The sequence below is a fragment of the Hymenobacter persicinus genome (assembly GCF_004167665.1).
In the GTDB taxonomy this organism is placed as follows: Bacteria; Bacteroidota; Bacteroidia; order Cytophagales; family Hymenobacteraceae; genus Hymenobacter; species Hymenobacter persicinus.
This window is the reverse complement of record NZ_SEWE01000016.1, coordinates 1-26,533: the sequence shown is the minus strand read 5'-3', so window position 1 is coordinate 26,533 and position 26,533 is coordinate 1. Positions and strand designations below refer to the sequence as shown.

21 protein-coding genes are annotated in these 26,533 nt (G+C 62.4%); 9 read left to right on the top strand and 12 right to left on the bottom strand.

All coding sequences use genetic code 11. The annotated features are described in order from the left end of the window. Positions 1–14: 14 nt before the first annotated feature. Positions 15–1,508: a GH3 family domain-containing protein gene (locus EWM57_RS09485; RefSeq protein WP_129920907.1), complete on the bottom strand. Its 1,494-nt coding sequence runs from the start codon at positions 1,506–1,508 to the stop codon at positions 15–17. 165 nt (positions 1,509–1,673) lie between these two features. Here EWM57_RS09485 and EWM57_RS09480 point away from each other — a divergent pair, with 165 nt between their 5' ends. Further along, a complete protein-coding gene (locus EWM57_RS09480; RefSeq protein ID WP_129920906.1) occupies positions 1,674–2,105 on the top strand; it encodes an OsmC family peroxiredoxin in 432 nt (143 codons plus the stop codon). Between the two features lie 142 nt (positions 2,106–2,247). Further along, entirely contained in the window at positions 2,248–2,748 is a 501-nt protein-coding gene (locus tag EWM57_RS09475) for a hypothetical protein (protein WP_129920905.1), read from the top strand. 49 nt (positions 2,749–2,797) lie between these two features. Here EWM57_RS09475 and EWM57_RS09470 read toward each other — a convergent pair whose 3' ends face one another. From EWM57_RS09470 to EWM57_RS09445, 6 genes are all read right to left on the bottom strand, one after another. Beyond that, positions 2,798–3,448, bottom strand: coding sequence for a hypothetical protein (locus EWM57_RS09470; RefSeq protein ID WP_129920904.1), 651 nt, complete (start codon positions 3,446–3,448; stop codon positions 2,798–2,800). Positions 3,449–3,459: 11 nt separating this feature from the next. Continuing rightward, complete coding sequence (dnaA, locus tag EWM57_RS09465) at positions 3,460–4,959, bottom strand: chromosomal replication initiator protein DnaA (RefSeq protein WP_129920903.1); 1,500 nt, start codon at positions 4,957–4,959, stop codon at positions 3,460–3,462. Positions 4,960–5,103: 144 nt separating this feature from the next. After that, positions 5,104–6,030 (bottom strand): bifunctional metallophosphatase/5'-nucleotidase, encoded by a 927-nt coding sequence (locus EWM57_RS09460; protein WP_129920902.1) that lies wholly within the window; start codon positions 6,028–6,030, stop codon positions 5,104–5,106. 107 nt (positions 6,031–6,137) lie between these two features. Further along, positions 6,138–6,899, bottom strand: a complete 762-nt coding sequence (locus EWM57_RS09455) for a 5'-nucleotidase C-terminal domain-containing protein (protein WP_129920901.1) — start codon at positions 6,897–6,899, stop codon at positions 6,138–6,140. A 225-nt stretch (positions 6,900–7,124) separates the two neighbouring features. Continuing rightward, positions 7,125–8,348, bottom strand: coding sequence for a porin family protein (locus EWM57_RS09450; protein ID WP_129920900.1), 1,224 nt, complete (start codon positions 8,346–8,348; stop codon positions 7,125–7,127). A 51-nt stretch (positions 8,349–8,399) separates the two neighbouring features. Next, positions 8,400–9,695: an outer membrane beta-barrel protein gene (locus EWM57_RS09445; protein WP_129920899.1), complete on the bottom strand. Its 1,296-nt coding sequence runs from the start codon at positions 9,693–9,695 to the stop codon at positions 8,400–8,402. Positions 9,696–9,875: 180 nt separating this feature from the next. Here EWM57_RS09445 and EWM57_RS09440 point away from each other — a divergent pair, with 180 nt between their 5' ends. The 5 genes from EWM57_RS09440 (at position 9,876) to EWM57_RS09420 (ending at position 17,907) form a co-directional block, all read left to right on the top strand. Continuing rightward, positions 9,876–11,663 (top strand): methylmalonyl-CoA mutase family protein, encoded by a 1,788-nt coding sequence (locus EWM57_RS09440; RefSeq protein ID WP_165370467.1) that lies wholly within the window; start codon positions 9,876–9,878, stop codon positions 11,661–11,663. Positions 11,664–11,773: 110 nt separating this feature from the next. Then, the gene (scpA, locus tag EWM57_RS09435) at positions 11,774–13,948 is read left to right on the top strand and encodes a methylmalonyl-CoA mutase (RefSeq protein WP_129920897.1); all 2,175 of its coding nucleotides are present in this window, start codon (positions 11,774–11,776) and stop codon (positions 13,946–13,948) included. Positions 13,949–14,074: 126 nt separating this feature from the next. Continuing rightward, positions 14,075–15,550, top strand: a complete 1,476-nt coding sequence (locus EWM57_RS09430; RefSeq protein ID WP_129920896.1) for a P-loop ATPase, Sll1717 family — start codon at positions 14,075–14,077, stop codon at positions 15,548–15,550. 488 nt (positions 15,551–16,038) lie between these two features. After that, positions 16,039–16,740 (top strand): hypothetical protein, encoded by a 702-nt coding sequence (locus EWM57_RS09425; RefSeq protein WP_129920895.1) that lies wholly within the window; start codon positions 16,039–16,041, stop codon positions 16,738–16,740. A gap of 225 nt (positions 16,741–16,965) precedes the next feature. Beyond that, positions 16,966–17,907: a hypothetical protein gene (locus EWM57_RS09420; protein WP_129920894.1), complete on the top strand. Its 942-nt coding sequence runs from the start codon at positions 16,966–16,968 to the stop codon at positions 17,905–17,907. A 76-nt stretch (positions 17,908–17,983) separates the two neighbouring features. On the opposite strand, the gene EWM57_RS09415 is transcribed toward EWM57_RS09420, so the two are convergent. From EWM57_RS09415 to EWM57_RS09405, 3 genes are all read right to left on the bottom strand, one after another. After that, positions 17,984–19,606, bottom strand: a complete 1,623-nt coding sequence (locus tag EWM57_RS09415; RefSeq protein ID WP_129920893.1) for a hypothetical protein — start codon at positions 19,604–19,606, stop codon at positions 17,984–17,986. Between the two features lie 198 nt (positions 19,607–19,804). Then, complete coding sequence (locus tag EWM57_RS09410; RefSeq protein WP_129920892.1) at positions 19,805–20,209, bottom strand: DoxX family protein; 405 nt, start codon at positions 20,207–20,209, stop codon at positions 19,805–19,807. A 178-nt stretch (positions 20,210–20,387) separates the two neighbouring features. Next, positions 20,388–22,025, bottom strand: a complete 1,638-nt coding sequence (locus EWM57_RS09405; RefSeq protein ID WP_129920891.1) for a T9SS type A sorting domain-containing protein — start codon at positions 22,023–22,025, stop codon at positions 20,388–20,390. 389 nt (positions 22,026–22,414) lie between these two features. Here EWM57_RS09405 and EWM57_RS09400 point away from each other — a divergent pair, with 389 nt between their 5' ends. Beyond that, positions 22,415–24,052, top strand: a complete 1,638-nt coding sequence (locus EWM57_RS09400; RefSeq protein WP_129920890.1) for a T9SS type A sorting domain-containing protein — start codon at positions 22,415–22,417, stop codon at positions 24,050–24,052. Positions 24,053–24,142: 90 nt separating this feature from the next. Here the strand turns inward: EWM57_RS09400 and EWM57_RS09395 are convergent, their stop codons facing one another. Then, positions 24,143–24,637, bottom strand: coding sequence for an ankyrin repeat domain-containing protein (locus EWM57_RS09395; RefSeq protein WP_129920889.1), 495 nt, complete (start codon positions 24,635–24,637; stop codon positions 24,143–24,145). A gap of 181 nt (positions 24,638–24,818) precedes the next feature. On the opposite strand from EWM57_RS09395, the gene EWM57_RS09390 reads away from it, so the two are divergent. Then, complete coding sequence (locus EWM57_RS09390) at positions 24,819–25,610, top strand: SDR family NAD(P)-dependent oxidoreductase (protein WP_129920888.1); 792 nt, start codon at positions 24,819–24,821, stop codon at positions 25,608–25,610. Between the two features lie 99 nt (positions 25,611–25,709). On the opposite strand, the gene EWM57_RS21135 is transcribed toward EWM57_RS09390, so the two are convergent. Continuing rightward, positions 25,710–26,533: T9SS type A sorting domain-containing protein (locus EWM57_RS21135; protein ID WP_165370466.1), on the bottom strand; the 824-nt coding region annotated here is incomplete at its 5' end.

Below are 26,533 nucleotides of genomic sequence, written 5' to 3'. Positions count from 1 at the left end.
GAGCTTCCAGCAGGTTAGCTGCTAGCGCCTAGTTCGTCGGCAATGCCCCGGTCGTTGCTTAACCTGGGCACTTTATTTTGTCCGCCCAGCTTACCCAGACTTTTCATGTAGCGCTGAAAGGCCCCGGCGGGCAGGCTCGTCAGGCGCAGCGGGGCCAGAATGCCGCCATTCAATAGGTCGTCGTAGTACACATTGCGGCGGCGCAGGCCCGCGTCCAGGGCGGTGACGAAGGCAGCGGAGTCTTGGGGTGGGCGGGCAAACTCAATCAGCCACTCGTGCTGGCTGGGCTCGGCCGGGTCGGAACTCACCCGGGGTGCCACGGTAAATTCCACGACTTCCACCTCCGGAAACTGGCTCATGGCCTCGCGCAGGGTCTGCTCCACCTCTTCCCCGATGACGTGCTCCCCAAAGGCCGACAAAAAGTGCTTGATGCGCCCCGACACCACCACCCGGTGGGGTTTCAGGCTCACAAAGCGCACGGTGTCGCCCAGGCTATAGCCCCACAGGCCGGCATTGGAGCTGAGCACCAGCGCGTACTGCTGGTCGAGTTCCACCTGTCCGATGGTCAGGCGGGGCGCGTCGGGCTCGAAGAACTTTTCGGCCGGGATAAACTCGTAGAAAATGCCCGCGTCGAGCAGTAGCAGCAGACCCGGGCCGGCCTCGTCCTGGAAGGCCAGAAAGCCTTCGGAGGCCGGAAACAGCTCGATGCTGTCGACGCTGCGGCCGATGGTTTCGAAGAGCTTGGCCCGGTAGGGTTCGAAGTTGACGCCTCCGTACACGAACAGGTCGAAGTGGGGAAAAATATCCTTCACGGGCTTACCGGTCAGCTCCACCAGCTTGTCGAAGTACATCTGCACCCAGGGCGGAATGCCCGAAATCAGGGTCATGTCCTCGGGCAGGGTTTCTTCCACGATGTGGTCGAGCTTGGTTTCCCAGTCCTCGATGATGTTCGTGTTGTAGCTGGGCAGCTGATTGCGGCGCAGGTAGGCAGGCACATGATGGTTCACGATGCCCGACAGCCGCCCGGTGTGGATGCCACCGACCATTTCCAGCTCCGGCGAGCCCGACAAAAACATCAGCTTGCCGTCCAGGAAGCGGCTTTTGCCGGTGCGGTGTACGTAGTGCAACAGTGCGTCGCGGGCCCCGTTGATGTGGTTGGGAATACTGTCCGAGGTCAGGGGAATGTACTTGGCCCCGGAAGTCGTGCCGGAGGTTTTGGCCAAGTATAGAGGTTTGCCGGGCCAGAGCACATCGGCCTGCCCGGATTTCACGCGCTGGAAGTACGGGGCCAGGGCTTCGTAGTCGCGCACGGGCACCAGGCGGGCAAAGTCGGCTGGTGTGCGAACATCCTCAAAGCTATGGTCGCGCCCGAAGGCGGTGGCTTTTCCTTTCTCAATCAGCTGCCGGAACACCTGCTGCTGGGCCTCAACCGGGTCTTGCTGCCACTGCCGGTAGCGGCTGACAATATAGGCGGCCAGCGGCCGGCTCAGGAAGGATTTCAGACCCATGCGGGATGGTGGGTGATGGTGGAAGGTGAAAGTGTGAAGCTGCGCCTGCATCACCTCATTTCAAAGGTACGGTTCCCGGCAAATTGCCGCGCGTCATCCTTTCCCGGCTTTCGACCGTACCTAGCAGTCCAGTTCACCATTCACAACTTCACCAACTCACCTATCATGATCAATCAACGTGGCAACGCCGTCTGGAACGGCGACATCAAGGGCAGCGGCGAAATCTCCACCCAGAGCGGTACCGTCAAGGCCCCGTATTCCGTCGGCGCGCGGTTTCAGGGCGAAAAAGGCACTAACCCCGAGGAGCTCATCGGCGCGGCCCACGCCGGCTGCTACACCATGTTTCTAACCGGGCAGCTCACCAAGGCCGGAGCCCAGGTCAAGCAGATTCGCACCGAGTCGAAAGTGACCCTCGACACGTCGGGCGAGGTACCGAAAGTCGTGAAGATTACCCTGACCACCGAAGGCGAGGTCGAGGGCATCACCCAGGAAGAGTTTCAGAAGCAGGCCGAAAACGCCAAGGAGCACTGCCCGATTTCGCAGCTGCTCAAGGCCGTGCCCGAAATGGAGCTGGCTTCGGCGACGTTGAAGTCTTAGTTGCCCGTTGCCCGTTACCCGTTGCCAGCTCGTCCAACGACAAAACTGGCAACGGGCAACTGGCAACCGGCAACTGAAAAACCGGCATGGCCCGCAGCCTTGCCGGTTTTTCGTTTACTTTGTGGTCAGACTCCCTCTTTCTATGCCCCGCGCCACCAAAACTACCCGCATTCGACTGCGGCCAGCTGATACGTCCAAGGTTCCGTTCTGGGGCCAGCTGCTCATCGGCGCCCTCTGGATTGCCTACACCCTGTTTCTGATCAGCTCCGACCAGGGCATGCAGGATTACCATTTCCTGCACTACGTGTTCCTGGTATTCAGCCTGATCTACGTGGGCTACGTGCTGGTGCACAACGCGCCGGTATTTGGCACCCAGAGCTACCTGGAGTTTACGCCCGGCTACATCGTGCACAAGGGCGGCCTGTTCCGCGCCAAGCAGGTGTTTGCGGCCGAAGAAATCGAAGCTATTGACCTGGCACCCATGCAGCTGCGCATCCGCCTGCGCTCCAACGACCTCTACACGCTGAGTCTGCGCGAAGTGAAGGGCCCTAAGCGCCGGGAGCGGTTCAAGGCCGAAATTCGCCAGTTTGCCGCCCAGTACAACATTGAGCTGCGCGAAACCGCTCCTGCCCCGCGGGTGTAGTAGCTGTTAGCTGTTACCAACTAAAAAAGCCCGCTTTGAGCGGGCTTTTTTAGTTTCGGGTCGTCAGCTTGGTCCGCACGCTGTCGACTCTGGCGCGAATAAACTTTCCTTGCGGAGTAACGGAATAGTCTGTCACCACCGAGTCCTGAAAGCTTGGTTGCTCACCGTCTTCACTGTCTTTTTTCCGCTTCGTAACGCGCAGCGTATTCGCCTGGGCCTGCATGGTAGCCGTGGCACTCCACATACCATCCGCGCCGGTAGCCGCAATAGCAGCCCAGTCAATTACCTTTTTTCCGTCGGGGCCAAACGTCACGTAGTAAATATCGGTGCAGCAGTCCTCGTGCCGATACAGGTAAGAAACGAGGCTAAATGCTTGGCAGCGGACAGTGTCCAGCGCGTATAGCTCCCACGCGTCGAAATACTCGTTGAAGAGGCGGGGCAACCGTGGATTGCGCTCGACCATTTGCCGGACCAATTTATTGCTTAAGCGGGTCTTGTCAAACGACTTCCGGGCTTCGCTGACCTGCTCCACGTCGTACGTGGGCAGAAGGCAGAGGGTTGGTTCGGCCGGCAAGGCGGCAGGGCGGGTTGTGGCGGGCTTTTGCATCACCGGCGGCTTCTCTTCCGGCGAACCGGTGCAGGCAGCAAGCAGCCCGAGGGCAGCAAAAAATGAATATCTTATTCTTTCCTTACTGCTCATAGCTGGCCTCTTTACTTGCCCGCAAACTTCTTGCGTAGCTCCTGAATTGTGCCCTTGAACACTTTATCGGAGTCAATCAGGTCCGAGACGGTCTGCACCGAGTGAATGACGGTGCTATGGTCGCGGCCGCCGAAGTTGTGGCCGATGCTCTTGAGCGAGTGGCTGGTGTGCTCCTTGGCGAAGTACATGGCCACCTGCCGGGCCGTCACGACTTCCTTCTTGCGGGTTTTGGCCTTCATCAAGTCCACCGGAATGCTGAAGTACTCGGCCACGGTTTTCTGGATGAAGTCCAGGTTAACCTCGGCCTCCACTTCCTCAATGATGTGGCGCAGGGCCTGCTTGGCCATTTCCAGGTCAATTTCCCGGCGGTTGAGGCTCGACTGGGCCACGAGCGAAATCAGCACGCCTTCCAGTTCCCGCACGTTGGTATTCACCGAGTGGGCCAGGTATTCCACCACCTGGGGCGGAATGTCGATGCCGTCCTGCTGCATCTTGTTCTGGATGATGGCCATGCGGGTTTCGAAGTCGGGGCTTTGCAAGTCGGCCGTCAGGCCCCACTTAAAGCGCGAAAGCAGCCGGTCTTCCAAGCCGTTCAGGTCGCGGGGCGGACGGTCGGAGGTCATCACAATCTGCCGGCCCGCCTGGTGCAGGTGGTTGAAGATGTGGAAGAACATCTCCTGGGTTTTGTCCTTGCCCGAGAGAAACTGCACGTCGTCCAGAATCAGGATGTCGACCAGCAGGTAGAAGTTGGCGAAGTCCTGCACCGCGTTGGAGCGCAGGCTTTCGATAAACTGGTTCGTGAACTTCTCGGCCGACACGTAAAGCACGAACTTGTCGGGCGTGGTGGCCTTGATGTGGTTGCCGATGGCCTGCACGAGGTGGGTTTTGCCCAGGCCCACGCCCCCGTAAATCATCAGCGGGTTGAAGGAAGTCGTGCCGGGCTTGTTGGCCACGGCCATGCCGGCCGAGCGGGCCAGCCGGTTGCAGTCCCCCTCGATGTAGTTCTCGAACGAGTACGTGTGGTTGAGTTGGGACTTGAGGTAGTTCCGGTCGATGGCCTTGGAGGCTTCGAAGGGGTTGCGCAGGGTCGCGGCCTTGTCGGGGCTGACGGGCGCGGCGGCGGCGGCGGCCACGTTGCGGGCCGAGGCCGTCATGGCGCTGGCGGCCATGGCATTGTCCTGCTGCAGCGGCGTGGGGTAGGCCGCCTTGCGGGCCGTCGGGATGTTGACCGTGCGCGGCTTGCTGGCTCCGTTGCCCTGGTCTACCACAATGGAATACTCCAACCGCCCCTCGTGACCGAGTTCCTGATAAATACTTTTTTTCAGGACGTCCACATAGTGCTCTTCCAGCCACTCGTAAAAAAATTGGCTGGGTACCTGAATGATCAGCACGTTGTTGTGGAGCTGTACCGGGATGATGGGCTCAAACCAGGTGCGGTAGCTCTGCTCACCAATATTTGCCTTGATGACGCGAAGACAGTTGGCCCATACGGTTCGGCAATCCTTCAGCATCAATCAGTTAGAACAAGAGCAACTAGTGCGGCGGTGTAGGATAGAGGGAGCAGGCGCGGCTCCGAGCGAAGCCGTTTTTTTTCAGGGGGAGACAAAAATGTGGAAAAGTGCTCAGACAAAAAAACGCGCCTTTCCTTGCATTTGTCAGGCGGTGTGCACGGGTAGCACGGCGGAGCTGGCCACGGCCGGCCGGCGGGTGCCGGGCTCGAAAACGTAGTCGAGACGGCCGAGGTTGATGCCCGACCAGCCCACCTGGTTGATGAGCGTGCGGTGCTTGTCGGGCCGCTCAATCGGCTCGGGCTCCTTCATAAAGGTGTGGGTGTGCCCGCCCAGAATCAGGTCGATGCCGCTGACCTGGGCGGCCAGCTTCCGGTCGTCGATTTTGGCGCTTTCGTACTTGTAGCCCAGGTGCGAGAGGCAAATCACCATGTCGCACTTCTCGGGGCCGCGCAGCTGCTGCACCATGGCCTGGGCCGTCGCCACGGGGTCGAGGTACTTGGTGGCACCGTAGTTTTTGTCCGAAATCAGCCCGGCCATTTCGATGCCGATGCCGAACACACCGATGCGGTGCCCGGCCTTTTCAAACACCTTATAGGGCTTGAAGGCGCCGGCCAGAATGGTCTGCGAAAAGTCGTAGTTGGCAATCAGGAAGGGAAACGAGGCGTTGGGCAACTGCTTTTTCAGTCCTTCCAGGCCGTTGTCAAAGTCGTGGTTGCCCAGGGTGCAGGCGTCGTACTTCATCTGCGACATGAGCTTGAACTCCAGCTCCCCGCCGAAAAAGTTGAAGTAGGGCGTACCCTGAAAGACGTCGCCGGAGTCGAGCAGCAGCACGTTAGGCTCCTGCTGCCGCACCTGCTCGATGAGGGTGGCACGGCGGGCCATGCCGCCCATGTTGGCCCACTCCCCGCCGTTGTCGGGGAAGGGCTCGATGCGGGAGTGCATGTCGTTGGTGTGCAGAATGGTCAGGCGCGCGCCCTGGGATTCCCGGGCCAAGGCGGGCAAGCTCAGGCCCATCAGCCCCAGGCTGGCGGCCCCGAGGGAACTATGCTTCAGAAAGTCGCGACGGTTCATCTTTTTTCAGTTAACGGGTACCTCTCAACGTGTATCATTTTCCCTGCATTCCGCAGGCGGCTCCTCCCCTTCGGCAAGCGCTCAGTATCCTGAATTCAGGAAGATGGCTACAGGGCTTTCACCCGGCCTTCCACCTTGGCTTCCACCAGCTTGCCCTGCTTGGTGAGGGTGCGGATGTGGTCGGCAATAACATTGCGCAGCAGCAGGCCCGTGCCCCGTGGTTTGAGCGCTTTGAAGAAGGTCATCTGGTCGCCGCCGGTGGCCAGGTAGTCGGAAATGGCAACGGTGTAGGTTTTGCTCGGGTCGAAGGGCTTGCCGCCGATGAGGATGTTGCTGGGCTTGCCGTCGGCGCCTACGCTGTAGGTCACGTTCGAGAGGGCCATCTTGATTTTGGCCGCGTAGTCGAACAGCTCCTGGGCCACGGGTCCGGGCGTGTCGAGCACCACCAGCTCGTTTTCAAACGGCATAAGCTCAAACACCGAGCCCAGCGTGATGGGGCCCGCGGCAAAGCCGGCCCGCAGGCCGCCGTTGGTCATCACCCCGATATCGACGGGCTGGCCCAGCGCCTGGCTGGCCCGCAGCCGCTGAACGTCGGCCACGAAGTTGGCCAGCGGCGACTCCCCCGGGTTTTTGCCGATGGCCACCGGGGCCGTGCCCAGCACTTGGTTCATCTGGTCGGTGACCTGCTGGCGGTAGGGCGCAATGGTAGCGGCGGCCGTGGCATTATCGGGCAGGGCTTTGCCCACGGGCTGGGCCGTGACGGGCGCCAGGGCGGGCTTGGCCACGTAGGCGGCCCGCTGGCAGGCCGGAGCCAGGGCTACGGCCGTCAGCAAACTCAGCGCGGCAAGACGGGAACGAAGAAAATGCATGGGATATCCGGGTAAGGCAGCGGCGAAAGAGGGTGAAACGAGGACGTCGGACGGAAGTTCCGCCGGAGCCCGCGCAACTAACAAAACGCCATGACACCGTGCCGCGGGGCCGCAACACGGTGTCAGGAGTAACGGTAATTCAACCGCAAAAATGCAAAAACTGCCCCAGAACCCGCCGCTCCGTTTGAAAAAGCGGCGGCCGGGGCTGCAATCACAGGCTTGGGGCTAGAGGCCGAACGTGTAGCCCAGCAGGAAGTTCAGCTGGCCTTCCGGCGACACCGTCTGGCCGGTGCTGGCATTGTCGGTGGTGCCGTAGCGCACCTCGGGGCAGAGGGAGCCTGCCCGGCCCAGCGCAATCTGTAGGCCGGCGCCGGCGGTGCCGCCAAAGCCTAGCGCCTTGATTTCCACTTCCCGGGCCACCACGTAGTCGGCCTGGCCGGGAAATTTCTCCGTTCTGGTGTACACGGCCGACGGCTTCAGGCGCAGTAGAGCCTGCGGGCCCGCCTGGATAAACGGCCGTAGCGCCCCCGAATTGAGCAGGGTGTAACGCAGCATCAGCGGTACCTGCAGCTGGTGCCAGTTCATTTCGGTGGTTCCCTGCGCCGTGCCAAACACGTTGATGCCCGAGCCGCTCCGCTCGTAGTTTCCCTGAATGTGGTTTTTGTGGTAGAGCAGTTCGGCACTGACGGAAAGCTTTTCATTGAAGCTGCCCGGATTAATCCGTATCCCAAGCCCCAGGATGGGCTGAAGGCCGGAGGCCAGCTTGATGTCGCCGCCGTCTTGCAGGGTTAGATTCGTGCGGTTCAGGCCGGCCACCAAGCCAAGCCGCAGCCGGGTTTTGCGGCCCACCACCACCTGCCCCACATTGTCACCCTTGCAGGCGTAGTAGTCGTTGAATAGGCGCTGCAGCCGCGTTTCATTCAGCTCGGCGCTGGCAATGCTTTTGGTCAACGTGTAGCAGCCGGTGAAGGCCTGAACCAGCACCTGCCGGAATGGGTAGTAGCGGGTTTTTACCGGGCGCTTCACGCCATTTACTACGGCTTCTTCCACCGTGTCGCGCTGGATCAGCTCGGTCAGGGGCTGCTTCTGGCTCAGCACGTAGTAGTGGATCTTGTCGGCGGCGTCGACGTGGCGGTAGAGCGAGGCCGAGCCTTTGGCCAGCACGGCCAGGAACGCCGGGGTGCCGTTGAGCAGCTGAACCTCGTAGGCGCCGCCGGGCGTGAAGCCGGCTGCGCGCAGCTCGGTGGGCGCGTACTCCGTTACGGCAGCGCCGGCCGAGGCCTTGAAGCGGATCTGCCGGGACAGGGCGTGGCCGTTACGGTTGTCGACCAAGCCGCGCAGGGTGTCGCCGGACAGCGGAACGACGTAGCCGGGGCGGAACTCAGATTGGGCCATAGCGGCCGTGGAAAGCAGAAAAAAGGCCGAAGCCAGAATCACGTGCGGTTTCATGCAATAGATAAGTGAAGGCGGATACGCGGGCCAGCAATGGGGGGGCCTGGCTTACTTGGTCAGGTCGTAGCTGAGCAGCAGGTAGGAACGGGTGATGATAACGGGAGTAATCGAGTTGCCGCAGAAGCCGTTGGTGCGCTCCAAACGAAACTCCAGCGCCAGGTTGCGGGCGTTTTCACGAGCAGTGGTCAGGCCCAGCCCCCCCACGAAGCCGACTTCGAGGTTGCGCGAATCGCTTACAATCGGCTTCCAGGCGGAATAAGGCGGGTTGCTTTCGGCCGCGCCGTAGAGGTGGCGGTTGCGGAACTTGTTGTAATTATTGAGAAAGTAGGCCACGCTCACCCCCGCCTGCGCAAAGGGCCGGACTGTGCCGCGCGGATACGTGTAGCGCAGCAGCACCGGCAAGCGGATTGCGCTTAGCTTGATGATATACTCGTCCTGGTCGCCGAAGCCATTGGCGTCGACGTAGTCGCGGAACTGCACGTAGCGCTGCTGCTCGTAGAGCAGCTCAACCCGGCCCGAGAGCGTAGGGCTCATGCCCGCCATGTGCACCTGCATGCCCACGCCCAGCGCAGGCGCCACCGTCGACTGCTGCACTAGGTCGAAAGGCAGGCGCTTCGAAACGCCGCTGATGTCAACTTTACTGCGCTCCGCCCCGGCAATCAAACTCAGCGTGACGTAGCTGCGGCGCTGCATGATGTCGGGCAGGGTGGCTTTGCTGACCACCACGCACTCATTGTAGGTCCGCACCAGCTTGCTGAAGTCACTCAGGCCGTAGCGCAGCGCGCTGATGGACGCCTGCACGGCCGGGCAGCTCCGCAGGGCGGCCGCCAGCGTGTCGCGGTACTCGGTGCCGGTTTGCCGGTAGGTTTTGCCGTTTTGCTCCACCCGCCGCGTCGACTGCATCAGCGCCTGGGCCGGGCCGCCCGTCATGCGCAGGAAATAATGGTCAGTGTCGCGCCGGTCGCGCACCAGCAGCAAGGAGGCCGGCCCGGCCACCACGACTTCCACAAACGACGGATGCCGCAGGGTGTCGGTCGAGGCCACGCCGGTTTTAGAATACGCGGTAGAGTCGGCGAGGCGGACGGTGGCTACCTCGTACACGCTGCCCTTGGTGAAGCCGTAGCCCCGCAACTGGCTCGGCGTGTACTCCGTCACGGCCCCACCCTCGCCCACGCGGAAGCGGCTGAGCCGGGCGTTGCGCTGGGCTCCGCGCGAGTCGACCTGCCCGCGCAGGGTGTCGCCGGTCAGGGATACCACGTAGCCGGGGCGGAAATTGGTTTGAGCGAATGCCGCCGCATTTGTGAGCAGCAGCAGCGCAACTAACACCAGTACATAGTGCTTCATGCAAGAAGAATAAGAAGGTAGAAAAGAAGGGAATAGAACCGGTAGGGCCGGGACCAGCCGACAAAGCTACGGCAAACTTTGCCCGCGGCCACTATGCGGGCCGTGGCGGCGGTATGGGGCCAATGCGGTATCTTTAGCCCTCTTTCCGCCGGATCTTATCCTTCCCCACCCCGCCGTAGCATGTCCGATACCCCGCGTCCCGTGCCCGTTTCCTTCCCCGAATTTGAGCCGGTCGGCACCGCGGCCTGGCAGGACCGGATCCGCCGCGACCTGAAGGGCGCCGACCCCGAGGCGCTGGTCTGGACGACGGCCGACGGCTTCCCGGTGCAGCCCTTCTACCACGTGGAAGCCCTGGCGGCCCTGGGCGGGGCACCCCAGCCCCAGGTGCGCCCCGGGGCCACCGGCGCCAATTGGCTGAACGTGCCGACCTACGCCGTAGCAGCCCTCAGCAATGGGCACGCCGCCATTGACCGGGCCGCCGACGCCCTGGCCCGCGGGGCCGACGGCGCCCACTTCGACCTAGCCGACGCGGCGGCTTTCGACGTGGAGTATCTGCACTCCCGCCTGCCGCTGGCCACTACCTACGTGGGCTATTCGCTGCGTATCGGCGCGGCCGAGTTCGTGGAGCGCCTGCTGCTGACCGAGCCCGCCGGGCTGCGCGGCTTTCTGCGCTTCGACCCCGTGACGGACCACGCGCCCGACCAGGCGGGCCAGCTGGCCGAGCTGCGGACCGTGCTGACCCGCACCCGCCACCTGCCCGACTTCCGCCCCCTGACGCTGAACGGAGCCTTTTTTGCCAACCGCGGCGGCACCGTCACCCAGCAGTTGGCCTTCACGCTGGCCGCCGCCGCCACCTACCTCAGCGAGCTGCCCAACGACACGCTCACCGTAGCCGAAGTGGCCGCCGCCCTGCAGGTGCAGATGGGGCTTAACCCGAACTACTTTCTCGAAATAGCCAAGCTGCGGGCCCTGCGCCGGCTCTGGGCCACGCTGCTGCACGCCTACGGCCTACCCGCCGAAGCCGCCACGGCCCTGCGCATTTTCGCCGGCACTTCTACCTGGTCGAAAACCACGCTCGACCCGCACACCAACCTGCTGCGGGTAACCACCGAAACCATGGCCGCCGTGCTCGGCGGGGCCGACGCGGTGAGCGTGGCGCCCTTCGACAGCCTGTTTCACGACCCGAACGAGTTTTCGGACCGCCTGGCCCGCAACCTGCCCATCATCCTGCGCGAGGAAAGCCAGCTGCACCGCGTGGCCGACCCCGCCGCCGGCTCCTACTACCTCGAAACCCTCACCGACCAGCTGGCCCAGGGCGGCTGGAGCCAGTTTCAGCACGTGCAGGCCCAGGGCGGCCTGCCCGCGGCCATTGGCATGGTGCTCCAGGAGCTGCACAAAGTGGCCCAGGAGCAGTTCCAGCGCATTGCCGACGGCACCCAGGTGGTGGTGGGCACCAACCGTTTCCAGAACCCTCAGGAGCAGTTCGACTACAACCCTAAGAAGCTCCTGCGCAGCCGGGACTTCGACTCGACCCGGGCCGCTTACCCGTCGGAAGTGCTGCGCCTGGCCACGGCCCTGCACTTCCAGCGCCGGGAAAAAAAGCGCAAGCGCGCCGCCGTGGTCATGCTCGGCACCCACACCAACCTGCTGATTCTGCAGTCCTTTATGCAGCTGCTGCCCAAGGAAGAGCGCCGGGCCATCAAGGCCAGCCACCCCGAAGGCACGCTGTCGGTGCTGTTTTCGACGCCCGAGGGCGCCACGCTCATGTACGCCACCCCCGAGCAGTTCGGCCAGTTTGCCCGCGTGGTCTGCCGGGTGGCCCCCGACGAGCCCGGCTTTGTGCCGCCCCACCTGCTCAATGCCGACCTAGCCACCATGCAGGAAGCCGTGGCCCTGTTCGGCTTCAAAGAATTCACCGTCCAGGGCTACAGCACCGACGACGTGCTGGCCCGCCTCCAGGGGAGGTGAAATGGTGAAATGGTGAAATAGTGAGTTTGATGTTCTATCTGCGCCAGCAGAACAACAACTCACCACCTCACCCACTCACCAGTTCACCATCTCACCATCTCACTACTCCGATGAAGCCCGACTTCTCCCAGATTGCCTACGACGCGGCCAGCCTTCCCACTCCTGCTGCCGAGCCGACCGAAACGCTGAGCCCCGAGCAGATTGCGCTGAAAAGCTACTATACCGCCCAGGACGTGGCCCACCTCGACCACCTCGGCTTCGGGGCGGGGCAGGCGCCCTACCTGCGCGGACCCTACGCCACCATGTACGTGCAGAACCCCTGGACCATCCGCCAGTACGCGGGCTTCAGCACGGCCACCGAGAGTAACGCCTTCTACCGCCGCAACCTGGCCGGGGGGCAGAAGGGGCTGTCGGTGGCCTTCGACCTGGCGACGCACCGGGGCTATGATTCCGACCACCCCCGCGTGGTCGGCGACGTGGGCAAGGCCGGCGTGGCCATCGACTCGGTGGAGGACATGAAGATTCTCTTCGACCAGATTCCGCTCGACCAGATGTCGGTATCCATGACCATGAACGGGGCGGTGCTGCCGATTATGGCCTTCTACATCGTGGCGGCCGAGGAGCAGGGCGTGAGCCCGGACAAGCTGGCGGGCACCATTCAGAACGACATTCTGAAGGAGTTCATGGTGCGCAACACCTACATCTACCCACCCGCGCCGAGCATGCGCATCATTGCCGACATCTTCGCCTACACCGCGGCGAATATGCCCAAGTTCAATTCCATCAGCATCTCGGGCTACCACATGCAGGAAGCCGGGGCCACCGCCGACCTGGAGCTGGCCTACACCCTGGCCGACGGCCTCGAATACGTGCGCGCCGGCCTGGCCGTAGGCATGGACGTGGACCAGTTTGCGCCTCGTCTGTCGTTTTTCTGGGCCATCGGCATGAACCACTTCATGGAAATTGCCAAGCTCCGGGCCGGCCGCCTGCTCTGGGCCAAGCTCATGAAGCAGTTCAATCCCCAGAACCCGAAAAGCCTGGCCCTGCGCACCCACTGCCAGACCTCGGGCTACTCGCTCACCGAGCAGGACCCGTTCAACAACGTGGCCCGCACCGCCATCGAGGCCCTGGCCGCGGCCCTGGGCGGCACCCAGAGTTTGCACACCAATGCCCTCGACGAGGCCATTGCCCTGCCCACCGACTTCTCGGCCCGCATTGCCCGCAACACCCAGCTCTACCTCCAGCACGAAACCGACATCACCCGCGTGGTAGACCCCTGGGGCGGCTCCTACTACGTGGAGACCCTGACCCACGAGCTGGCCGACAAGGCCTGGGCCCTGATTCAGGAAGTCGAGGAGCTCGGCGGCATGGCCAAGGCCATCGAAACCGGGCTGCCCAAGCTGCGCATCGAGGAAGCCTCGGCCCGCAAGCAGGCCCGCATCGACTCGGGCAAGGAAATCATTGTGGGCGTGAATAAGTACCGCCTCACCGCCGAGCAGCTGGGCAACGAGCAGCAGATTGAAGTCCTCGACATCGACAACGCCGCCGTCCGCCTCTCGCAGATTGAGCGCCTGAACCAGATCAAGGCCGAGCGGGATAATGACGCCGTGCAAGCTGCCCTCCAGGCCCTGACCGACGCCGCCAGAAAGGGCGCCAGCACGGAACCAACCACGAACAACCAACAACTAACAACTAACAACTTACTAGCCCTGGCCGTAAATGCCGCCCGCCTGCGCGCCACCCTGGGCGAGATTTCCGACGCCCTCGAAGCCGTCTACGGCCGCCACCAGGCCACCATCCGCGCCATTTCGGGCGTGTATTCCGCCGAGATGAACTACGACGAAGAGTTTGCCAAGGCCCGCGCTGCGGCCGACGACTTCGCCGCCCGGGAGGGCCGCCGCCCCCGCATGATGGTGGCCAAGATGGGCCAGGACGGCCACGACCGGGGCTCCAAGATCATTGCCACCTCCTTCGCCGACGTGGGCTTCGACGTGGACATTGCTCCCCTGTTCCAGACCCCCGCCGAGGTAGCCCGGCAGGCGGCCGAAAACGACGTCCACGTGGTGGGCGTGAGCTCCCTGGCCGCCGGCCACAAAACCCTGATTCCCCAGCTCATTCAGGAGCTCAAGCAGCTCGACCGCGAAGACATCCTCGTCATTGCCGGCGGCGTCATCCCCGCCCAGGACTACGACTTCCTGTACAATGCTGGCGTAGTCGGCGTGTACGGGCCTGGAACGGTCATTGCCGTGGCGGCGCAGGAGATATTGGGGAAGCTGGGGGAGTAAGCTGAAAATATTTCTTAGTCAGCATACTACACCTACAATTATTTCCTTTCAATAACACGAATACTGTTTGAAACAAGTCAAATAGTATTTACTTTTAAAAATCACACTTCAAACAACAAACTAACCATGGCGCTTATAGATGTGGATTTCGGACGGGTTGATGCAGAAAGTGACAGCAACCTAAAAGAATATTTTGTTGATACAGGAGTCTTAAACCGAATTTCTCAAGGTAGCCGCCAATTTATAATTGGGCGAAAAGGATCTGGGAAGACAGCTCTTTTTCAACAGGCAGAATCAGTACTAAATAACACCTCAATAGTTCGCCTTGAATTCTCTGACTATTCCTGGGAGGCCCATAAGGCTATTAAGGAACTTGGTTTACCACAAGAGAATGCCTATACATCCTCTTGGATATTCACTTTTCTGATATCAGCATGTAGAGAATGGACAAATTCCAAATTCCCTGGTATCCGAGATGGAGCTCAGTCTCTTTTGAAGCGTATTTATAATAATGCCGAAGCAGGAGCTCTAGAACTATTAGTTGACAAGCTTCGCCGAATCCGCAAACTAGATCTACCAAACGCAGGTGATATAGGTGGCCTAGGAGGCTTTGAATTAGACGATGCTCCAGAAGGTGCTAAACTTGCTAGAGCAGCCAATGTATGGAACAAAGAGTTGCTCAAGTTTGCTCAACTCGTCTATCCTCAAGACCCTGTCACTATTTTAGTAGACAGACTTGATGATGGATGGGACGCAACTCAGGAGATACGTGATATGTTAGCTGGAGCAATAAAAGCAGCTAGAGACTTAAATATCAAGTTAGCCATCCATAATAAACCTAGAGCTGTAATTATCTTTCTAAGATCAGACATTTTTGCTGAGCTTAAATTCAATGATAAGAACAAAATATCAGGTGATATTGAATATCTAGAATGGGATAATAAATCATTACAGGATGTAGTAAATGAGAGAATATCAAAATCTCTTAGCGTATCTCGCAACGAAGCATGGGACTTGGTATTTTCACCTGAACAGATGCGCCAGAGAGCATTTATCAACTCTTACTTGCTTAAGCGCACGATGCAAAGACCACGTGACATAATTGCCTTCTGCACTTTTTGTCGCGATGCCGCTCTAAAAGCAGAACACGAGCGAATAGAGACGACCGACGTTTATAATGGAGAGAGAGGATACTCTCGTCATATATACGACGAGTTAACTGACGAAATGCATAAACAAGTTGAGGATCACGAGTTCTTATTCAAAGCGCTAAGGCTACTTGGATATAGCAGATTCATTTTTCAGGAATGGCTTGAAGCAGTACAAAGAATACGTCGCAAAGCCAGCGCTGCTGAAGCTGAAAAACATCTTAAAACCCTCTTTGACTTTGGAGTCGTTGGCGTCCCCAAAGTAGGCGGCAAAGGAGGAGGAACATTTTTTGAGTTTATTTATCAAGATAGATTCTTAGAACCAAGGTTCGGAGGCAATCTAGTGGTTCACCACGCTTTACGTAAACACCTCGATTTGAAAGATGCTAAAGCAACATCATCAATTGCTAGTGATGATGATAGCGAAAGTGAAGGAGAGAGTGAGGACAAATAAATAATTTATACCCCTAATAATCACTCAACACAGCCATATGACCAATATGCCAGAGTGATAAATATATAATTGCATCCCCCGGCCCGCCCACCAGCGGGCCGGTTTCGTTTCTACTGATCCGAAGCTCCTTCACGCCGTCCAGGAGAGCATTCACGCCCTACAGTACATCGTTCACACCCGCCAGTGAGTCGTTAACGGCGCTTAGTAGAGCTTTCATGCCTCGCAGTAGTTGGTTGACGGCTGACAGTAGATCATTCACATCGTGCAGTAAGTCGTTCACACCCACCAGTAGATCACCAACGGGCTGTAGTAGATCATTCACACCCAACAGTAGGTCGTTCACGATGGTGGAGTGGGGTTTTGTCCCGCGAAAAAGCCTGTTCGTCCCGACAATACGCCAGTACGTACCAATCTGATATACATGCTATTGCGTACGCTCCGGGCTTTGGCTAATGTTGCGGATAGTATTCACCCTCATCCTATTCGTTATGCCCAAGCTCAAGCCCGAAATCCGGCTATTCCCCACCTCCGACAGCAAGATGCGCCAGGACATGCGCACCATGCACCGGCACTACCTCGCCGACCTGCCGGCTTTCACGGCCTTCAACCCCACCTTCAGCGCGGCCTTCGGCGCCCAGTGGGGGGCGGCCCTCGACGCGGCCGAGGCGGCCACGCCCGGCCGGATTCTGCGCGGGAGCCTAAAGGAAGACACCCAGACCGTGGACGCGCTGATGGACCAGGCCCGGACCCAGCTCCAGGCCCTGTTTTACTACGTCGAGCAGGCCTTCCCCCGCAACCCCGGCCGCCTCGACCAGTTCGGCAAAAAGCAGTACGGCCCCGCCCGGCAGCAGCACGACAAGATGCGGGCCCTGCTGCCCGGGGCCATCCAGGCCGCGGAGCGCGACTTGGCCGAGCTGACCAAGCACGGCTTCAGCGCTGCCAAGCTCGCCGCCCTCACCCAGCTCGCCCAGGACCTGGCCGCCGCCGATACCGACCAGGAGATGCGCAAGGGCACCAACCTGGAGGGCGCCGACGACTACGTGCGCCTCCAGAACGCGGTCTACCGCTTCGGGCAGCAGGTGAGCAAGGCCGCCAAGGTGGCCCTGACCGCGGAGCCCGTCAAGCAGCAGCTCTACCGCCTCTCCGAGCGGGCCGAGAAAGGCCCCCATGACGGCCCGATGCCCACCTAAGGCCAGCCGGCCGGCTTCGAACCAGCCGCCCCCGCGCCGCGCCGGAATCCGGGTGGGCGCGGGGGCGGCTCCGCGTTGGGGTGGGCGGGCGGCCCCGCGTGGGCTTTCGGCCAGCCGGCGGCGGCAGCGCGGTTTTTTTGTATACTGCCGACCTTCCCGCCGTCCGGCCGGCGCAGTGCTCCTGCCGCCGGGTGCTGCTACTACTTTCTTATTCGCTATTCCCGCATGGATTCCCGCCCCTCCCTCCGCTTTCTCAAGGCCGGCCAACTCACCATCCTCCTTATCTGCGCCGTCTTCCTTCTGGCCGGCGTGGGGGCGGCCGTGGCTTTCGGGTCGTATCTGCACAACCGGGTAGTGGTGTCGGTGCTGATTTCCACCGAGCTAGCGGCCCTGCTAGTGGGCTCGTTGCTGGGCTTTCTGTTCGGCATTCCCCGCCTCAACAAGGACTACAGCCCCTACGACGACTATAAAACCAAGAACAAGTATGCCCCCAATACCAACTTGGAAGACATTTCCGACTGGCTGACCAAGATTATCGTGGGCGTCACGCTCACTCAGGTCAACAACATTGCGCCGGCCTTTATGAGCATTGCCAACTACCTGCACCGCAACACGCCCTGCACCGCGCCCCAGTGCGTGCTCATCAAGCCCTTCACCATTGCCGTGTTGGTGTACTTCCTGATCATCGGCTTTGCCATCAGTTACTTCAGCACCCGGCTGTTGCTGCCTAAGTTTCTCATCATGGCCGAGAACAACGAGCTGCTGACGGCCAAGAACGCCATCCTGTCGGCCAACCTGCAAAACGTACTCAACGATACGCCCGAGGCCCCCGCCGACCCCGTCGTCGGGTATGCGCCCGATAGTGCGCCCCCGGCCTCCGAGGGCCCGTCCGCTGCCGCCCCGCCCCTGCCGGCCTCCGACGCCGACTCGAGCCGCCCCGCCAAGCTGATTAAGTCCCTGACCCGGTCGGAGCTGAACGCGCTGAAGGCCATTGCCAATAGCGGCAACCGCTACACGGTGCAGGGCTTCCTGCCCTATAATTTCTTCACGGCGCTTTCCCTGCTCGTCGATAAGAATATTGTCGCCATCATGGACGGCGGCAGTAGCATCGGCAAAGGTGCCACGCTGAGCCTTGTCGACAAGGACGTGCTGGCCAAGGTCAGCTAAAGCGCCATTACCCGTCTAAACAAGCAAGGCCCGGCATGTTGCCGGGCCTTGCTTGTTTTAATGTACGTCGGACTTCTTAGCGTACCGTCAGCGCAGCGGTGCCCACAGTGCCGTTGGCGAAGGTGGCGCGCAACTGGTAAAGCCCCGGCGTGAGGCCGGCTACCGACACGGGGCAGGCCCCGGCTGCAGTCGGCAGGGCTTGCTCGCGCACGGTGCGACCTAAGGCGTCTACCACGGCCAAGTGGCCACCACCCGCGGGCAGGTTCAGCGTGGTGAGGCCCGCGGCCGGGTTAGGGAAGGCTGCCAGGTTTACCCGGGCCAGGGCCGGCCGCGTGGCCGCCACGATGCCGCCGGGCGTGAGCTTAGCCAGGAACGAGCTGCTGGTAGTGCCGGCGGAAACTTGCGTGCCGAAGGTGACGGTGCCAAACATGCCACCACCTACGTACACGTTGCCGGCCCCATCGGCGGCGAGGCCCAGGCCGCCGGCGGCATTCCCACCAGAGCTGGTCGACTGCCCGGCCCAGAGTACGTTGCCCTGGCTGTCGTAGCGCACTACGTACACGTCCTGGCTCTGGGTGGTGAGCGTAGTGGTGCCAAACACGATGGGGCTGGCGAAGCTGCCCGTGATGTAATACCCCCCGCGCCCGTCGTAGGTCACGGAGTTGGCCACGTCCTCATCAGGCGTGGTTGCGCCCAACTGCCGCGACCAGAGCCGCGTGCCCTGGTTGGAGAAGCGGGCCACGTAGATCTTGCTGGTGAAGCTGGTGGTACCCTGCCCGTCATAGTAGCCCGCAACCATCGGGTTGCCATTGCCATCGACGGCGACATCGAGGGCATTATCCTCGTTGGCCCCGCCGTCGCGCTGGGTCCACAGCACGTTGCCAGCCGGGTCGAGCTTGGCCAGGAACAGGTCCAGGGTACCGGCGCTGGTGAGCGAGGTAGCGCCAAACTGGGCCGTGCCACTGAAAGTGCCCACCACATACGCGTTGCCAGCTCCGTCGAGTGTCATCTCATTTACGAAACCGCGGCTCCCGATCCGCTTGGGTGCCTGGGCCGTTCCGGTACTGGAAAGCTTCACTAAGAAGGGTCCGTTGCCGGCCAGGCCAGGCCCGCCGAAGCTCACGGCGCTGACGCAGTCACCGGCCAGGGTTACGTTGCCGCTGGCATCGACGGCCACCCCTTGCACAAAGGTGCCGGCCGTGCCGCCCTGCCGGACCCACTGCACCACGCCCTGGGCGTTATATTTTGCCACGTAGGCATCATTGCCGCTGCTGGTCAGGGCGGTGGTGCCCACTTGCAGAGAGCCGGCAAAATAGCCGGCTAGGTAGGCGTTGCCGGCAGCATCAACAGCCACGTTGCTGAACAAGTCACTAGAGCTAGCATCTATCTTGGTGGCCCACAGCACGGCACCGGCGGCGCTGTACTTAGCCAGGTAGATGTGGCCGCTGCCGCCACCCTCCGTGAGGGAAATAGAGCCGAAGGTGATGCCGCCTTCGAAGTGGCCCGTCACGTACTGACTGCCATCGGGGGCTACGGCTACTTTGTAGGTGCCGCTGCCGCTACTAGGACTATCACCACTGATGCGCTGGACACTGGCCCAGGTAGGGGCTGTCTGTGCCTGAGCAGCCACGGAAGCAAATCCGAGCAAGCCGAGCAAGGCCAGACGGGGTAACAGATGAATACGGGTAGAGTTGTTCATAGAGGAAAGGAAGTGAATAACGTGAGTGAGGTCCTGAAAATAGGCAATAAGCGCGAAGCATCTTACTGGTAGCCCAAGGATTAAGGCGGCCGGCTCCGGGTTAGCGCTTCCTGCATACCCCTATAGTAGACTGCCCCGACCGGAATAGGCACGGGGCAGTCTGCTATAGGACTTGGTGCACAGGCCGCGGGCGCTACCTCAGCGCACCACCGGGTCGGGCCGACGAATCAGGCTGTCGATGCTCCAGATGCCGGGGCCGTGGGCCCAGATGTAGAGAAACACGAAGCAGTAGACCACCGCCAGCTCGCCCTGGTTGATGATGGGCAGCGCGTGCTGGGGCGCGTGGGCCATGAAGTACGCCACGGCCATCGTGCCGCTGCACAGGAAGGCCGCAAGGCGGGTCAGCAGCCCCACGGCAATCAGCAGGCCGCCCACCAGCTCGATGATGCCCGCCACGCCCATCAGGGAGGCCAGCTCCATCGGGGGCTTGTCGCCGGGGATGCCGAGCAGCTTCTGGCTGCCGTGCATGGCAAACAGCACCCCCACAACGATGCGCAGCAGGGCGTAGACGTAGGGCGAACAGCGGGAAAAGGTGTCGTTCATCAGGGTCGGGGTTGGAGTTGAAAGATGCCGGTTCTACGCAGCTCCCCCGATTTGGATGGCAGCCCCGCCCTGGCCGGCCCCGGGTTCAGAACCGCCGCCCCGCCCGGAAAAAAAAGAATGGCCCGGACAAACTGCCGGGCCATTGCTGGAAGTGAGTTTGGGCGCGGGGCCCGCGGGCTTAGCGCACCGTCAGCGGGGCGGTGGCCAGCTGGCCGTTGCCGAGCGTGGCGCGCAGCTGGTAGAGGCCCGGAGCTAGGCCGGCCAGCGAAACCGGGGCGTTGCCGGCCACGGCGGGCAGCGCCTGCTCCCGCACCAGCCGGCCCAGGGCGTCGAACACGCTCAGCTGGCCGCCACCCACGGGCAGCACCAGGGTGGTCTGGCCCGCGGCGGGGTTGGGGAAGGTGCTCAGCTTGAGGCTGGCCACGGCGGGCCGGGCTGCGGCCACAATGCCGCCGGCATTCAGCTTCGCGACAACGGTGCCGGGAGTAGGGTCGGCGGTGGTGATGCTGCCGAAGGTGACGTTGCCGATGGCTGCCCCGGCCAGGTACACGTTGCCGCTGGCGTCGGAAGCCAGGCCAAAGCCGATGGAGGCGTCGTTGTTGGCGTTGGCATTGGCGGCGCGGTCGGCCCAGAGCACGTTGCCCTGGCTGTCGTAGCGGGCAATAAACAGGCTCTGGCCGCTGCTGGCGAGAGTGGTGTTGCCGAAAGCCACGGTGCCCACCATGCCGCCGGTCACGTAGTAGCCGCCGCGGTTGTCGTAGGCCAAGCCGCTGGCATTAAAGAACTGGGGCAGCGACGAGGTCAGCTGCCGGGACCAGAGCTGCACGCCCTGAGACGTGAAGCGCGACACGTACAGCTTGCTGGTTTCCACCGTGGGGCTCAGATCTACGTCTTCGTAGTAGCCACCCACCAGTGGGTTGCCGTTGGCATCCACGGCAATACTCTGGCCGCCGTCGTACTCGACCGAGCCGTCGCGCTTGGCCCAGAGCACGGTACCGGCCGCGTCGAGCTTGCAAACGAAGATGTCTAACTCGCCGGCGCTGGTCAGATTGATGGTGCCAAAGGCGGTCTGGGCGCCGAAGCTGCCCGTCACGTAGGTGTTGCCGGCCCCGTCGAGGGCCACTCCCTCGGCGTAGCCCCCGTTGCTGATGCGGCGGCCGAGCAGCACCGTGCCGGTGGTGGAAAAGCGGAATACGAACACCCCGCTGCCCGTCACGGCCCCGCCGCCGAAGCTCACGTTGGAGTCACTGTCGCCGGCCAGGGTCACGTTGCCGGCCGCGTCGGCGGCCAGCCCCAGCACGTAGGCGTTGGAAGCCCCGGCCTGCTTGGCCCACTGCTGCACGCCCTGGGCGTTGTATTTAACGATAAACGAGTCGGTGCCGGAGCTGGTAAAGGCGCTGCCGCCCAGGTTGATGTCGTTGGTGAAGTAGCCCGCCACGTACACGTTGCCGGCTGCGTCGGCGGCCACGTTCATGTTCATGTCGCCGGAGCTGGACTCCAGGGCCTTGGCCCAGAGCACCGTGCCGGCCGCGTTAAGCTTGGCCACGTAGCCGTGCCCATTGCCGGGGCCCGACGTCAGCGCAACGGCACCCAGGGTCATAGTTCCGCTGAAGCTACCCACCACGAAGTAGCTGCCATCGCCGGCCACGGCAATGCGGCGGGCATTGCTGCCGCTGTTCATGTTGGGCGCCGTGGCGCGGGTCACCCGGGCCCAGGTGGGCACCGATTGGGCCTGAGCGCCGACAGCGGTCAGGCCGAGCAGAGCCGCCAGCCCGAGGCGGGGCAGCAGGGAGCGGAAAGGGGTAGAATTTCGCATAAAACGAGATGGAAAGGGGTAAAAGAAAGGGTAAAGAATAAGCCTGGCCGGCACCGCGCCGGCAGTAGAGCCGAAAGGTATAGGTTAATCCGGACTCCCGGACCGCCCAGGCAGCGGGCAGCAGGTGGCTGAGTACGGTGCTTAGTCCGCGGATAACGCCGCTAAGTCCGTGAGCTGTAGCCGTTGAGCTCCGTTATGCGGATGATAAATAAATTAACTTAACTTATAATTTACTGGATTTAAGTTATATGTTTAGGGTGATATAGGCAGCTGAAACAGCCGGGGCCAGGGTAGCGCAGAGAAGTAGCAGCCAGTGAGGAAGCCCCGCGGAGACTTGTGACGACGTACTGACGCGCTTTTTTACCATCCCCCACCCCAAGCTTTTCGCTATGAAACAACTATTTCTCGCCCTGTTGCTGCTGTGGACCGGCCTGACCGCCGGCGCCCAATCCCCGGACTGGACTTTCGCCAAGACCGTCAGCAGCGCCACCGACGTCGCCACCGATTCCGAAGGCAACTTCTATTTGACCGGCACCTTTTCCGGCTCGGCCCAGATTGGCACCCGGCAGCTGACCAGCGCCCGGCCCGGCCAGTGCCTGTACGTGGCCAAATGCCGCCCCACCGGGCAGGTGCTGCAAGTGATGCAGCTCGAAGGCGCCACCACCGTCAGCGCCCAGGGCCTGGCCGTGGACAAAGACGGCAACTGCTTCGTGGCGGGCAGCTTCCTGGGCACGCTTACCGATGCCAGCGGGCAGCAGTATACTTCCCGCACCACCGGCTCGGGCAGCGACATTCTGCTGGTGAAGTTTGGCGCCACCGGCGCCGTGCGCTGGCTGCGGCAGGCCGACGGGACTCAGAGTGGCGTTTATGGCTACAGCAACGGCAGCGCCGTGGCCGTGGATGCGGCCGGCAACAGCTACCTCACCGGGCGGGCCAACGGCTCCGACATCCGATTCGAAACTCTCACCTTCGGCGCCCGCCGCAACCAGGGCTTTCTGGCCAGCTACACCCGCCAGGGACAGCTGCGCTGGGCCCGGGTGTTCGTGGGTTTGAGCCCGGGCTTTAGCTCCAGCGCGGGCGGGGGCGTGGCCGTGGACAGGAACGGCAGTTGCTACGTGAGTGGCTTCAGCTTCCGGGGCTGGTCGCTGGACGGCACCACCGTAACGGGCAGCGGCACTACGGGCACGGGCAACAACCTGTATCTGGCCAAATTCGACACCCGGCAGGGCCAGCTGCGCTGGGCCCAAGCGACGCCCGGCGACGGCAGCGGCCGGGCCCTGGCCCTCGACCAGCAGGGCGACATTTACCTGGGCGGCGACTTTATTGGCACGGCCGCTTTCGGATCCAGCACCCTGACCAGCGTGGGTGAAACCGACGGCTTCGTGGCCCGCTACGACCCGGACGGCAGCGTGGACTGGGCCACCGCCCTGGGCACTCCCACCGCCGACGGCATCACGGACCTGGCCGTGGACCCCAACTCCCGCAAGACCTTCGCCACGGGCTTTTTGAACACGGTGTACGGCCTTTCGGGCCAGGCTTTTCTAGGACGGCTAAATGCCAACGGGCGGGTGCAGGAAATGGAGAAAGTGGGCGGGCCGGGCAGCAGCCGGGGCGGCACCCTGGCCCTGGACGAGCAGAACAACGTGTTTACGGCCGGCACCTTCCAGGGCAGCTGCCGCTTCGGGGCCATTACGCTCACCAGCACCGCTGAACAGGGCTACTTCGGGCGCTACGGCCGCCCCGGCAGCCAGTCGCACGCCGCGGCGGACCCCATCAGCATTCAGACTTTCCCTAACCCGGCCCATACCCACTTTACCCTGCGTCTCACGGAGCCGGAAAATCCCGGGGCCGTGCGGGCCGCGCTGTATAATCCGCAGGGCCGCCAGGTTGCCGATTTCAAGCCAACCTGTCCCGCCAGCGGCGTCGATGTTGCCTTCAATACGGCCGGGCTCCCGGAGGGCCTGTACGTGCTGCGCATCACAACGGGCCCGCAGACCCTAACCCGCACCATCTCCATCCGACACTAACCAACGCCGACCATCCTTAACGCGCGAGTCCCGGGCCACTGCGGTAGCAGCCCGGGACTCGGTAGTGGCTTGCGGCTAAGCTGCTCCCCTTTACTTCAGCTGGTCGAAAAGCCGCAGGGCTTCCTCGTTGCCCTGCTGAATGGCCAGGTCGCGGGCGGTGAGGCCGCGCACGTCGCGGATGGTGGTATCAGCGCCGGCTTCGAGCAGAATGGGCACGATGTTGTGGCGGCCGAAGAGGGTGGCAAACATCAGAGCCGTGCCGCCGTTGCCGTTTTGCTGGTTCAGGTCGGCCCCGTGCTCGATGAGCAGGCGGGCTATTTCGGGGTAGCCCTTAAACGAGACGCCCATCAGGGCCGAGTTGCCGCTCACGTCCTGCACAGTGGGGTTGGCGCCGGCGGCCAGCAGCAGGCGGGTGGCTTCGAGCTGGTCGTCGTAGGCAGCCACAATCAGGGCCGTGAAGCCCTTGCCGTTCTGGATATCGACGTTGAGCGTGCCATCGGCCAGCAGCTCCTGCAGGTGGGCTAGGTCGCCGCGGCGGGCGGCATCAATCAGTAAGTCTTCGGGGCGGGCGGAGGTAAAGGACATAGGGCGAAGCGTGCGGGACGAAAAGGAGGCTAGTGGCCATAGTACGGCCGGACCGGAAAATGGATGGCCGGAATCCGGGTGCGGCCTGCCTAACCAGCCCCAACCGGCCAGCATTTGGCCCGGCTGGCAGACAAAAACGCGCCCGGCGGGTTTAGGCTGTTCCACTTTCACTGCTATGCGCATGGATTTACAACTCAAGCATAAAACGGCCCTCGTCACGGGCTCCACGGCCGGCATCGGGCTGGCCATTGCCCGGCGCCTGGCCGCCGAGGGCGCCGAAGTCATCCTCACCGGCCGCACCGAAGCCCGCCTGGCCGAGGCCCGGGCCACTATTCTGGCCGAAACGCCCGGGGCCGTCGTACGCGGCGTGGCCGTCGATTTTGGCCGCGCGGAGCAGGTAACGGCTCTGCTGCAGGCCGTGCCCACGGTTGATATTCTGGTCAACAACGTGGGCATTTTCGAGCCCAAGCCTTTTGCCGACATCACCGACGCCGACTGGCTGCACTTTTTCGAGGTGAACGTGCTGAGCGGGGTGCGTCTGTCGCGGCAGTACTTCCCGCTGATGCTGGCCCGCAACTGGGGCCGCATCCTGTTTATTTCGAGCGAGTCGGGCCTGCAGATTCCGCAGGAAATGATTCACTACGGCACCACCAAAACCGCCCAGCTCGGCGTGGCCCGCGGCCTGGCCGAGCTCACCAAGGGCACCGGCGTCACGGTCAACTCGGTGCTGCCCGGCCCCACGGCCTCCGAGGGTGTCGACGAGTTTATCCGCAAGCTGGCCACCGAGGGCAAAACCAAGGAAGAGGCTGAGCACGACTTCTTCCAGCACGACCGACCATCGTCCCTGCTCCAGCGCTTTATCACCACCGACGAAATTGCCAGCATGGTGGCGTATTTGAGCAGCCCGCTGGCGGCGGCCACCAACGGCGCCTCGGTGCGGGTAGACGGGGGAGTGATTCGCAGCATCGGCTAACCCAGAGCTATTTTCAGACTGCCGGAAAACAAAAAAGCCAGCCCCGCTTCAGTAGCGGGACTGGCTTTTTGCTTTTTCAGAAAGCCGACGAGGAGCGGCTTAGCGCACCGTGAGGCGGGCGCTGGCGGTCTGGCCGTTGCCGAGCGTGGCGCGCAGCAAATACAGGCCGGGCGTAAGGCCGGTCAACTCCACGGGGCACGGGCCGGCCACGGCGGGCAGGGCCTGCTCCCGCACCGGGCGCCCCAGCACGTCGGACAGCACAAGGCGGCCACCACCGGCGGGCAGCACCAGCGTGGCGCGGCCGGCCGCCGGGTTCGGGTACACGCTCAGCGGCAACTCGGCCACGGCCCCGCGGGCGGCGGTGAGGGTGCCACCGGCGTTGAGTTTGGCCACGAACATATCGACGCTATTGCCCTGACTCACGATAGAGCCGAAGTTGACGGTACCCAGCACGGCCCCGGCGAAGTAAGCGTTGCCGCTCGGGTCGGTGTTGACGGCCAAACCGATAGCGGCGCCAAAGTTCGTGTTGGAGCCCCCTACCCGGTCGGCCCACACGGCATTACCGCGCGAGTCGAAACGGACAGCGTACATATCCTGCTCGGCGGCAGTGAGCGTGGTGGGGCCAAACGTGACGTTGCCCTGGAAGTCGCCGGTCATGTAGAGGCCGCCGCGGTTGTCGAAGGCCACGCCGTAGCCGCTGTAGAGGTCAGGCTCGGTGGGCGTTATCTTCCGCTCCCAGGCCAGGACACCCTGGTCGCTGTAGCGGGCCACGTAGATGCTGCTCTGGCTGCTGTTGATGTCGAAGGTGTAGTCGGCGGCACCGGCCACGGCCACGCTGCCCGTGGCGGCATCCACGGCCAGGGCCGTCCCCCGGTCGTAGTTGACGCCGCCGGTGCGCCGGGCCCACAGCACGTTGCCCTGGG